At 62.0% G+C, this 11173-nt stretch carries 13 protein-coding genes and 1 tRNA gene; 5 read left to right on the top strand and 9 right to left on the bottom strand.

All coding sequences use genetic code 11. The features are described 5' to 3' along the window. Positions 1-2 precede the first annotated feature (2 nt). From ACPYOD_RS09680 to pilV, 3 genes are read right to left on the bottom strand one after another with little or no spacing between them, the layout of a single operon-like run. Positions 3-686 carry a pilus assembly PilX family protein gene (locus tag ACPYOD_RS09680; protein WP_481301533.1) on the bottom strand — a complete coding sequence of 228 codons (684 nt, stop codon included), beginning with the start codon at positions 684-686 and terminating at the stop codon, positions 3-5. Positions 687-688: 2 nt separating this feature from the next. Beyond that, positions 689-1816, bottom strand: coding sequence for a PilW family protein (locus ACPYOD_RS09675; protein ID WP_481301532.1), 1128 nt, complete (start codon positions 1814-1816; stop codon positions 689-691). Between the two features lie 11 nt (positions 1817-1827). After that, positions 1828-2331 carry a type IV pilus modification protein PilV gene (pilV, locus tag ACPYOD_RS09670; protein WP_481301531.1) on the bottom strand — a complete coding sequence of 168 codons (504 nt, stop codon included), beginning with the start codon at positions 2329-2331 and terminating at the stop codon, positions 1828-1830. A 184-nt stretch (positions 2332-2515) separates the two neighbouring features. Between pilV and ACPYOD_RS09665 the strand changes: the two genes are divergently transcribed. Then, positions 2516-2698, top strand: coding sequence for a hypothetical protein (locus ACPYOD_RS09665; protein WP_481301530.1), 183 nt, complete (start codon positions 2516-2518; stop codon positions 2696-2698). Positions 2699-2815: 117 nt separating this feature from the next. Continuing rightward, positions 2816-3076 (top strand): hypothetical protein, encoded by a 261-nt coding sequence (locus ACPYOD_RS09660; protein WP_481301529.1) that lies wholly within the window; start codon positions 2816-2818, stop codon positions 3074-3076. A 61-nt stretch (positions 3077-3137) separates the two neighbouring features. Here the strand turns inward: ACPYOD_RS09660 and ACPYOD_RS09655 are convergent, their stop codons facing one another. After that, on the bottom strand, positions 3138-3725 hold the full coding sequence (locus ACPYOD_RS09655) for a GNAT family N-acetyltransferase (RefSeq protein WP_481301528.1): 588 nt from the start codon (positions 3723-3725) through the stop codon (positions 3138-3140). Between the two features lie 50 nt (positions 3726-3775). On the opposite strand from ACPYOD_RS09655, the gene ACPYOD_RS09650 reads away from it, so the two are divergent. Next, positions 3776-4216 carry a GFA family protein gene (locus ACPYOD_RS09650; protein ID WP_481301527.1) on the top strand — a complete coding sequence of 147 codons (441 nt, stop codon included), beginning with the start codon at positions 3776-3778 and terminating at the stop codon, positions 4214-4216. Between the two features lie 673 nt (positions 4217-4889). Next, positions 4890-5657 carry a hypothetical protein gene (locus ACPYOD_RS09645; RefSeq protein WP_481301526.1) on the top strand — a complete coding sequence of 256 codons (768 nt, stop codon included), beginning with the start codon at positions 4890-4892 and terminating at the stop codon, positions 5655-5657. A 485-nt stretch (positions 5658-6142) separates the two neighbouring features. Here the strand turns inward: ACPYOD_RS09645 and ACPYOD_RS09640 are convergent, their stop codons facing one another. The 4 genes from ACPYOD_RS09640 to ACPYOD_RS09625 form a co-directional block, all read right to left on the bottom strand. Then, on the bottom strand, positions 6143-6568 hold the full coding sequence (locus ACPYOD_RS09640; RefSeq protein ID WP_481301525.1) for a hypothetical protein: 426 nt from the start codon (positions 6566-6568) through the stop codon (positions 6143-6145). Between the two features lie 230 nt (positions 6569-6798). Beyond that, entirely contained in the window at positions 6799-7581 is a 783-nt protein-coding gene (locus tag ACPYOD_RS09635; RefSeq protein WP_481301524.1) for a hypothetical protein, read from the bottom strand. Positions 7582-7870: 289 nt separating this feature from the next. After that, on the bottom strand, positions 7871-7996 hold the full coding sequence (locus tag ACPYOD_RS09630; RefSeq protein WP_481301523.1) for a hypothetical protein: 126 nt from the start codon (positions 7994-7996) through the stop codon (positions 7871-7873). Between the two features lie 172 nt (positions 7997-8168). Next, positions 8169-8244 (bottom strand) — tRNA-Thr (locus tag ACPYOD_RS09625). Positions 8245-8529: 285 nt separating this feature from the next. On the opposite strand from ACPYOD_RS09625, the gene ACPYOD_RS09620 reads away from it, so the two are divergent. Beyond that, positions 8530-9966 carry a catalase gene (locus ACPYOD_RS09620; protein ID WP_481301522.1) on the top strand — a complete coding sequence of 479 codons (1437 nt, stop codon included), beginning with the start codon at positions 8530-8532 and terminating at the stop codon, positions 9964-9966. 84 nt (positions 9967-10050) lie between these two features. Here ACPYOD_RS09620 and ispH read toward each other — a convergent pair whose 3' ends face one another. Beyond that, the gene (ispH, locus tag ACPYOD_RS09615; protein ID WP_481301521.1) at positions 10051-10992 is read right to left on the bottom strand and encodes a 4-hydroxy-3-methylbut-2-enyl diphosphate reductase; all 942 of its coding nucleotides are present in this window, start codon (positions 10990-10992) and stop codon (positions 10051-10053) included. Between the last annotated feature and the right edge of the window lie 181 nt (positions 10993-11173).

The following is an 11173-nucleotide window of genomic DNA, read 5'->3' as shown; positions in this document are numbered from 1 at the left end:
GATCAGTTGCGGATCGTCTGCTGGTATTGCGTATGCGTCGTCGCCGCGCCATTACCCGGCGCGGTGGCGACGCTCTTCACTTCGAAATACATCTCGGCACCGCCCGCGGCAGCGCCGATGCCCAAACCGCGGTAACCCGCTGCCTGCGCACCACCCGCGCCTTCCTTCATCACGGTGCCGTCGGGAACCACCGCCACCTTCGCGTCCACGTCCGCGCTGCAGGACTCGCTAGACGTGTCGCATATGCCGATCACCATGTCGGGATGCCAGGTGCTGGCGTCGTACAGGGTTTCCTTCGGCAGATCGCCGCAAGCTGGCTGGAGCGTGCCGAAGAAGAGCGACGCCTTGCCCGAACAGTCGTTCTGCAGCGAGGCCTTCACCTTGGTGAGCATGCCCGCGGGAATATCGGACGAATAGGTGAATTCGGAATCCGGCACGTCGCCGTTGAACGACGACGGCCAGCCGCGCGCGAACACGTGTTCGTCGAACAGCGTGATCGGCACGGCCCGAAGGGCTTCGGAAGCTTCGAACGCCGCTTCATGCCGTGCGGAATTCGTGACCATGCGCATTTCCACCAGTGTGCCCTTCATGGCCATGACGGCCACGATGGAAAGCACCAGGAGGAAGATAAGCCCGATGAAGAGCGCGATGCCGCGCTGCGCGGCGGGTGCGGAATAGGTACGCATGGTCATCCTCTTACCCGGTTACGCAACAGCACGACCTGGGAGTTCAAGGTTCGTGTGTATTGCTGAGGGTTGTCGCCGTACGTGCCTGCCGGCTGGTCCTTGCAGAGATTGGTGTCCGTGGTATCCGGATACGTCACCGCTCCGTCTTTTGCGATGGTGTACGCGCAATGCGGCGAGACGACGAACGTGTCGCCATGGGGAACGCGGGTATCGCGCGTGGTCGACCTGGCCACGAAGCTGGCGCGGACCTGCGTCACCGTCGGCCACTGGGTGTCGGAGGCCTTGGCGAACGGCACCGGCTGGAGATGTTCCTCGTCCGGCCCGGCTAACCAGGAATATTCGAACGAAAGCTGCTCGATCCCGTCGACGACCACCTCGGAAAGCGGCGCGCCGGTGGCATCCAGGCGCATGCGTACCAGGGAAGGCGACGGTGTGCCGCCGTCGTCGCTCGCATCGCAGATACCGTTGGCACCCGGATCGGCACACGGTCGGAGGTAGTACATTTCGAGCTGGAACGGATAGACATACCGGCCCGTGGCCGTCGTCAACGTGGACTTGGGCACCGCGTCGTCGCGGCGGAAGAGCGCGGCCTGCTGGCCCACGCCCGACACCACGAAGATGCTCGTCTGGTTGGGCACCACGTTAGGGTCGGTGGAATCGAACGCCGGTGTGTCCGGACCCTTGTTGGGGTCGTAGCCCGTGGTATCGGCATATCTGACGACCACGACGTCGGAGCCTTTCACATAGTTGGCATCGTCGACGCAATCGGCGATGGGGAACGTATCGCCCCCGTCGTAGCCGAAGATTCCGTTCTGCTTCCCGGGCCCCACATTCAGCACCCACGCCGCGTCGCAGCCGGCGCCGCCGATGCCTGTCAGGTGGGTGGTGGGAGCGATGACGTTCGGCTTCACACCACCCCAGAAATCCGCCATGCGTAGGGACCAGGCCAGGCGCGACGCAGCGAACCGCACATTCTCCTGGTTGAAATTGTTGCTCTGCTGGAGCGTGAACGCCTGCCGATTCGCCATGAGCACGCTGATGAGCCCGGCGACGACGATCAGGCCGATCACCAGGGAAACCATGAGTTCAACCAGCGAGAAGCCGCGGTTGGACCGACCGGAAAGCGGCATTCGATCGCTCCTCATTGCAGGTAGCTGAAGCTGTAAGTCTGGGTAGCGTCGCTGCTTTCGTCGTCGGCAACACCCGCCCAGGACACCTTGATGATGAGCGTCCCGAGGTTCGCGTCGCGCGTGACGGTCGCCACGCTATGGCCTGCGGCGGGTGCCGGCAGGCTCTTCGCCAGCGCACGCTGCCAACAGGCCAGGTCTCGCTTGGCGACCGCCGTCGGCGTGTCCAGGGTCGTGGACGCGCAGTCGGCATCGGTGTACGTGGTCGTGCCGTCGTAGAGATAGGCGCTGTCGCCGGAAGTGGGGATCGCTCCCTTGGGGTTCGCCCGCATCGACTCCGCGAGGCTGCGCGCGAGGATGATCGCGCTGGTCCGGGAGCCGGATTCCTTGGTGAACTGCGCGCCGCGCATCTGCAGCATCGCAATGCCCAGCAGCCCGATGCTGAACACCAGGACCGCGACCATGACTTCGATGAGCGAGACGCCGTCAACGCGCCCGCGCGATATCCGATGAATCACCCTGAACCCCCGTCGCCGGACCCTATCCGGCACGCTGGAGCATCGGCCCGAACGCCGGCCCGGGCAAGTCTAAGCCGACTAGCGGTCAGAAAACGCCGACGGGCGGCATCCACTTGCCCACTACCCGGAATTCACGGTCTCCGTTGCTCCATGGTCCCGTCCCCCATATGCAGGAGGCTTCACCATGACCCACGACCGCCAGGACGTAAAACACCCCGACCACGGCCAGCCGAAGCACAAGGAAAGCGAGATCGAGAAGAAGGAGCGTAAGCAGCACGCCGACGAGAACCAGGACCACGCGCTGGAGGAGACCTTCCCGGCCAGCGATCCGGTATCGCCCTTCGTCCCGGCGAAAGCGCCAGACTGAACCGGGCTCGACCGACACGACGCCACGTGCCTCACGGACACGTCGGCGTCGCCTCCGTATAACGGAGCGGTCACGAAATCGCGCGGAGAATAAGCGGACTGAATTGGGAGATCGTCCGTGCTCGCGCAGTATGTTTTCAGTTCCACCGAGGCCGCGTTTCGCATCGTTCGCCACGGCCATCGCTGGAGGGCCCTTCGCGACGAACTCGAGGTCGGCCGGTACGATATTCCGGAAGACGCCATTCGCGATCTTCGCGAACGCTACGCGTCCGCCCGCCTGCCGCGACGCCTTGGCGACTGGCGCTTCATTCCAGACGCCCCGCTCCGCCACCTGTCGCCACCCACCGCCGCTGCGATGGCGCGCCTGGCGGCCGCCTAGCGGTTTCGGACTCGAAATACCGTCCCGGAGTGGTTGGCCCGCCGCAGGATCGCGACGCCGGCTATCGGCTCCCGCCTCCTGCCCCGCCTTGCCCATCCGCGTTCCACTCGCGCGCCAGCAGCGCGAACACCAGGTCGTCCGTCCATTCCCCGCGCATCAGGTAGCTCTCCACATGGTGCGCTTCCTGCCGGAAACCCAACGAGCGCAGCAGCGCGACGCTGGCGACATTGCGGGGGTCCACGGAACCCACGACGCGCCGATACCCCCACGCGCCGAAAGCGAGGTCGATCATCGCGGCCATGGCCTCCCGCGCATAGCCTCGCCCCTGCCTATCCGGCCTCAACGTAACGCCGAACTCGATGGCATCGAGGTGGCTGCCGGGAAAGTGGATGCCGAGGTCGCCGATCAGTTCCCGCGTTTCGGGCTCGCGGATGGCGAGCTGGAACCAGCTGCCGGGCTCTGCGAACGCCTGCGCGGATTGCCTGTCGATGAAGGATTCGGCTTCGACCGGATCGACCGGCTTCCAACCCTGGAAGCGCGCCACGGCGGCGTCGCCCCGGTAGGTGAAAAGAGTGGCGGCGTCGGCGGGCACGAGCCTGTCGAGGCACAGCCGTGGTGTGGCGATGGCGGTGAATGCGGGAGTATCCATTTCAGTATCCTCGGCGCAATCCATCTTTCCCTCAAGCCCGGAGTTGCCCCTTGAGTACAGTCACCGGCGGCTGCCGCTGCGGACAGGTCAGGTATACGCTTTCCACGGACACGCCTCCGCCCAGTTACGCGTGTCATTGCCTGGATTGCCAGACATGGACGGGCGTGGCCTTCAGCCAGAGCTGCATCCTGCCCGCCGATGCGCTGACGATCACGGGCGAGCTCGTCGTCTACGAACTGGAGGGCACGTCGGGCCGCGTGTCGCGGCAACGCATCTGCCCCACCTGCCACACCCGGGTCTACAACACGAACAGCGGCCACGGCTTCGCGGTGCTCCGTGCCGGCACGCTAGACCGCAGCCATGAGCTCGATTGCGTCGCCCACATGTGGACGCGCCGCAAGCAGGCCTGGCTCGTCATTCCTCCCGGGATACCCACATGGCACGAAGCGCCGGCCATGAACGAACTCGCGGCAGCGCTGGGCCTCGCGTAGCGGACACAAAAAAACCCGCGTGAGCGGGTTTTTCTGCTTCCTCCGGGACCGCGCGCCGGCAGTTCGGGAGGGGAAATCGATGGTGCCGGAAACGGGGTCCGACGAGACCCTATAGCTGCTGGGCACCAAGAAGTGGATTATACTGAGCTGAAACGCATTCACAACCCTACGCACAATTTTCGCAGCTTGTTCTGGCCATCCAGATCGAGAAAAAGACACCCGAAGGGTGCCTTCTCGTTCCGGTTTACGCCCAGAGAGGGAGGCGGACACCAGCTAGCCGAAGCTAAGCTCGAGCCGAATACGACGCCGTTTGCGCTGCGGTCCGACCAAACAGGCTTCGAAGCATAAAGGCTCATAGGACGCCTTTTTTCTGTCTGCCTCTGTGACCCATGAAATGCCGAGAGCCTGAGCCAAGCGATGGCCGCTCAGGTCAGTGCGCGCCATCCCACACACTTTAGGGCGGATGTCGGAGGCCTGCTGCGAGAGGAGGTATGTAAACTCCGTTCTCCGCAAGAAGGGCCAGCGACTGAGCGACTTTAGTCCCGCACGTTGCAAGATAATTTAACTTGTTACCGGTAGTTACCTCGCGGCTCATTGATCCTGTCTTGTTGGTAGAGCTAGGATGAGGCCAACGGTTTTCAAGGGGCCGAATGGCCCCAGTTCGGGGACAATCATGCGAGTTTTCATCAGTTGGTCTGGCGACCGGTCGCGACAGGTTGCGGATCTGCTAAAGGGTTGGCTCAAGACAGTGATCCAGGCGTCAAAGCCGTGGGTATCCACCGGCATCGACCGCGGCGCCCTTTGGGCTGGAGAGATCGGTAGCGTCCTAGGCGAGACCAACGTCGGAATCCTTTGCATTACAACTGAGAACGTCAATGCGCCGTGGCTTCTGTTTGAGGCCGGCGCCCTTGCCAAAGGGCTTCCGCAGTCCCGGGTGATCCCGCTTCTCATCGATATGAGCGCCTCAGACCTAAGAATGCCGCTGAGCCAGTTCAACGCTACGGGACGCGATTTCGAGGGGATGCGACAGCTTGCTCATACTGTGAATCTCGCGACGAGCGAGCCATTGGACGGCGCAATAGTAGACGCCTCCGTGGAGGCGCACTGGGTCAGTTTCGAAACGAAACTACAGCAGATAATAGAGACCACAAATGCCCCAGTTCCCACCGCGCCACGCACCGACGGGGATAAACTCGACGAAGTTCTCGGCTTGGTCCACGGACTGTCCTCCCGAATCCAGAAGCTGGAAGTTAGTCGTTCGGAACCGTCGGTTGATCCGACAATCGTGGAATATCTTGCAGCGATGAACAAGCGGCGCATTGGATCTTCGTTGGCAGACCTGATCTCTACAACGAATGTTGGGACAGTTAGCGCAAAGTCGTTGAAGCGAGGTCTCTTGGGAGCCTCCATCGCCGAGGTTGATGACGAATCGCCGAAGTAATCTACTGCGAAAACGCCTGACTGTTAATCGATACTCGTTGACTCTAGCCCAACTTCGGGCATTAGGCACTTAAAACGGCCTGCAACGGTGGAGGCCCTTTATTTTTCGTCATGTGTAAATTGATGAAAAAAAAGCCAGCCCTGAGCAGGCGCCGCTTGCGAGCGGCGATAACAAGCGGCCAGAAAATTGCCACATAGCCACCTGGACCTCGCCTCCTGTAGTAATTTCATTTGCGGCCTCCCCACACTGGATGTTCTACATCATCAATCACCGCACAGGCGACGCCCACCGTGGCACGTGAGAACAGCCGCGTAGCCGTGGCCGTAGTGCTGCCGAAGGTGAGAGGGCAGCGCACGACATAGCCACATCCTTTAGAAGTACCGACAGCGCGTAGGCGCTTCCAGAGATTTGCACCGTGATGAATGCGGCCGTGCGGCCCCGCAATGACTGTTTTTAGAGGCTCTTTCACCTACGGATCGAGCGCCTCACGGATGCATCGCATTCAATTCGGAGACAAATGTAACAACGCCATACACTGCCCCGATGACCGCCATAATTATGGGCACCACCCTCCAAAGGCCGGGTAAAGTCATGTAGAGAAACAAGCTCAATATCTCGTCGGCAGCTACAACGTAACGACCAGCCACCGCCGCATTACTCGCGTGGTGCAGCATCAGGAATTGATCACAAACCGCCTGATCTGCCGCAGGTATACCTGTTGCCTCCGCTTTGGGCACCGTGACCGGCGGAGCATCGGCAGGCGCCGACTTGTCGAAGCATTTCAGCGGTCTCGGCATTTGTTTCGCCCCCTCTTGGTCCCTTTGGATATCGGCATGGCCGCCGGTTCCTTGAGCCCGGCAACCGACTTGCTCACCCACATCAATCTGACCATCGCACCAAGCGACAGTCATGTACCGAGGTCATCCATTGCGCGCAACTGGCGGCAACCCTGAGCTCGAACTTGGAGCGAAGCCCGATTTCATCCCCCTGCCAGGGGAGGGGCCGCTCAGCTCAATGAGTAGCGGGGCAACGATCTACGATTCGAGTTTAGAATTGAATAGAAGCCAGGGTCGATATCGAAATCCAAGTATTGATCGATGCGCTCATCACTCTTCTCGCGACAAGCAATATGCCGCGTAGCTCAATCGCGTGGCTGCAACGGAATGAAAGCCCTGAACGTCTTGTCCGATTCGAATGTAATACCACCACCACCGTACTTGTAATCTTCCACGTGGCGCCTTAGGTCTTCTGTATCGGACTCAAAAAGCGTGAAACGATACCGCTTTGTAACGGACGATGCCGCAGGTATACACGTCACTATCAGGTCCAGCTCGTACTCGCCCGGGGTCCATACAAATTGCTGTTCGAAGAGGTCAAGAAAAAACTGCACATTGTTCGGGTCAGCCACGACCAAGTTCTTATCGTCGATTGGTCTAGCTTTCAATTTCTGTTCGATGTCGGCCTGAAGGACTGAAAGCGCTTTCCGAAAATCTTTATCTGCTTGACGGCTCAGCACATTATGGATCGCAACAACGTGTGCCCAGCGCCCCTTAGCCTTTAAACGAAAGGGGACAAAGAGCAATGAGTTCTGATCTGCTTGTCTCTCAAAGTATCCTTGTGCATCTAAATCGACGAGCTGAGCACCGTCCCTTCTCAGGACTGCGTGCATATGATCAATTTGCACCTCTCTACCGCCGCGATGGGAGATGGCCACGAAAGTCATTAGATTCGGATTTCCCACTTTGTGGGTAATGGCAACAATCTTATGAACGAAAACATCAAGGCTCCCACGCCTAAACAACGTGACCAACGGCGGTAACTGGGAAAGAACAAGCGCGAGAGTCGCGACGACGACGGCCCAAAACGACCAATCGAGATATACCGGATGACCCGCAACAGGGGTCGGATCTAAGATAAGCCTCATTGACGCTTCCCCTTCCTCATGCGCCGATATTACGTCCTTCGTCGGTGCAAGTTCACCACATCACGACAGCCTTTGGTGTGTCGAAGCCCAACCCATGCCTGCGTCATTTTTTGGGGTTTAGGCATGTTATTGGAGGTGGTTGTAGGCCGCGCGCTCCAACCATTTCACAGTGCGGCGGATGCCGCTCGATCTAGTCGCCATTGAACCCCTCCTCGTTGAGGAGGGGTGACACTATCGAGTGGAATCCGCGGCGACCTGCGCGAGCAGAGCGCTGACGATCGCGTTCCTTTTACGCCTCCTGGAGCGCCACCTCTGGATTGTGGCCAATATCCAGCAGGTTTGCCTTGCCGGCGACACGGTAGCGTTTCGGGCGCGGTTTCAGGGAGCGAATGCGGACGGCGGTCAGCGCGGGCACGTGAGTACAGAATCCCGGCGAGGACGATTTCGCGGACTGTACTCACATCGGTACTCACACACTGAGATGGATGCGGGTGGACGGCCTTGTACGTCTGGGCACAAAAAAACCAGCATTTCCGCTGGTTTAGTTGCTGCCTGTGGACTCGTGTGGACGCCCTTGGACTAGTTCGTGGTGCCGGAAATAGGAATCGAACCTACGACCTCATCATTACGAATGACGCGCTCTACCAACTGAGCTATTCCGGCGAGAAGCGGAATTCTAGGGGACCAGGCGGCGGTGCGCAAGAAGGGGGCGCCGCCGATCCGGCGGGCACGTCCCCAGGCAGCGCGGCGCGCGCGCCATGGCGGCGGAAGATCTTCCAAGCCGCCCCGCCGCCCCCGACGCGATCATCGCCCGCGCACAGACGGATCGATCATCGATAGCCGACACCTATCGACTCAGTCGTGAGAATGAATTTCCCAAATCGGCGGCCCGCGCTTACCGTTCCGTCACCCGCGCATCCGCGCCCTCTTCCCCTGCAAGGTACGAGCATGAGCAAGCTGACCACCGCCTTCGGCGCTCCCGTCGTCGACGACAACAACACCATGACCGCGGGACCGCGTGGGCCCGCCCTCCTCCAGGACGTGTGGTTCCTGGAGAAGCTTGCCCACTTCGACCGCGAGGTGATTCCCGAGCGGCGCATGCATGCCAAGGGCGCGGGTGCGTTCGGCACATTCACCGTTACCCACGACATTACCCGCTACACGCGCGCGAAGATCTTCTCCGAGGTGGGCAAGCGCACCGAGATGATGGCGCGCTTTTCCACGGTGGCGGGAGAGCGCGGCGCCGCTGACGCGGAGCGCGACATCCGCGGCTTCGCGCTGAAGTTCTATACCGAGGAAGGCAACTGGGACCTCGTCGGCAACAACACGCCGGTGTTCTTCATCCGCGATCCGCTCAAGTTCCCGGACCTCAACCACGCCATCAAGCGCGACCCGCGCACGGGCCTGCGCAGCGCCAACAACAACTGGGACTATTGGACCCTGCTGCCCGAGGCACTGCACCAGGTCACCATCGTGATGAGCGAGCGCGGCGTGCCGAAGAGCTACCGGCACATGCATGGCTTCGGCAGCCATACGTACAGCTTCATCAACGCCAACAACGAGCGTTTCTGGGTCAAGTTCACGCTGAAGACGCAGCAAGGCATCCAGAACCTCACCGACGACGAGGCGGCCGCCGTGGTGGCGCACGATCGCGAGAGCCATCACCGCGACCTGTACGAGGCCATCGAACGCAACGAGTTCCCACGCTGGACGATGTACATCCAGGTGATGCCGGAGGCCGAAGCCGCGAACACGCCCTACAACCCGTTCGACCTCACGAAGGTGTGGCCGCACGCCGACTACCCGCTGATCGAAGTGGGCGTGATGGAGCTCAACCGCAATCCTGAGAACTATTTCCAGGACATCGAGCAGGCGGCGTTCGCGCCGGCCATTATCGTGCCGGGCATCGGCTTCTCGCCCGACAAGATGCTCCAGGGCCGGCTGTTCTCCTACGGCGACACGCAGCGCTACCGGCTCGGTGTGAACTACGCGCAGATCCCCGTCAACGCGGCGCGCTGCCCCGTCCACGCCTATCACCGCGACGGCGCGATGCGCGTCGACGGCAACGGCGGCGGGTCCACCAGCTACGAGCCGAACAGCTATGGCGCACTCCAGGCGCAGCCGGATTACTCGGAGCCACCGCTGGACCTCGGCGAAGCCGTGGCGAAGCGTTGGAACCACCGCGAGGACACGGATTATTTCTCGCAGCCGCGCAAGCTCTTCGAAATGATGACGCCGGCCCAGCGCGAGGCTCTGTTCGGCAACACGGCAAGGGCGATCAAGGGCGCGTCCGAGCAGGTGGTGCAGCGGCACATCGCCAACTGCACGGCCTGCCATCCGGACTACGGCCGCGGCGTGGCCGAAGCGATCGCGAAGCTGGGCTGATCGAGGGCAGGCGCATGCATCGCGTGCGCCTGCAATAGATGGAGCGGCGTCCCGTGGACGCCGCTTAGAAGATGCGGGCCGGCTTCAGCCGGCCATCCGCAGTTCCTTGGGAAGCGCGAAGGTGATGTTCTCGGCCTCGCCGTCCAGTTCGCGGACGATGCCGGAACCCCAGGACTGCAGGCGGGCGATGACTTCCTGCACCAGCTTCTCGGGTGCCGAGGCTCCCGCGGTGACGCCGATGCGTGACTTGCCTTCGAGCCAGCTGCGCTCGATGTGCTCGGCGCCGTCGATGAGGTAGGACGTGACACCCTGCTTCTCGGCCAGTTCCTTCAGGCGGTTCGAGTTCGAGCTGTTCACCGAGCCGACGACGAGCACCAGGTCCACGGCGTCGGCCAGGCGGCGCACGGCGTCCTGGCGGTTCTGCGTGGCGTAGCAGATGTCGTCCTTGCGCGGGCCCTCGATGGTGGCGAACTTCGCGCGCAGCGCGCCGATGATGGCGATGGTGTCGTCCACCGACAGCGTGGTCTGGGTGACGAAGGCCAGCTTGTCCGGCTGCTTCGGCTGCAGGGCCTCGACGTCTTCCACCGATTCCACGAGGTAGATGCTGCCGCTGTTGCCGGGGTTCCACTGCCCCATCGTGCCTTCCACTTCCGGATGGCCGGCGTGGCCGATCAGCACCACGTCGTGGCCGGCGCGACCGAGGCGCGCGACTTCCATGTGTACCTTCGTCACCAGCGGGCAGGTGGCGTCGAACACGTTGAGTCGGCGGCGGTCGGCTTCTTCGCGCACGGCCTTCGGCACGCCATGCGCGCTGAAGATCACCGTGGCGCCGTCCGGCACTTCGTGCAGTTCCTCGACGAACACCGCGCCGTCGGCACGCAGGCGCTCCACGACATAGCGGTTATGCACCACTTCGTGGCGCACATAGATGGGCGCGCCATAGGATTCCAGGGCACGCTCGACGATGGCGATGGCGCGATCGACGCCGGCGCAGAATCCGCGGGGATTGGCGAGGATGATGTCCAAGGGAACCTCGGGGCCCTGAGGGGCCGTGATAGCGGGCTTGAGCGCTGGTGGGCGCATGAACGAGACGATTATCGCACGAGCCGCTGACCGGGACCTGTGTAGGAGCCGCCATGGCGGCGAGGAAACCTCGCGAACCGTGGCAAGTCTCCCCTCGCCGCCATGGCGGCTCCTACAGGGGCGG

This window comes from Luteibacter sp. HAY1-4A (assembly GCF_056755355.1).
The sequence above is the reverse complement of the archived record's forward strand: the minus strand, read 5'-3'. Positions and strand labels throughout refer to the sequence as shown.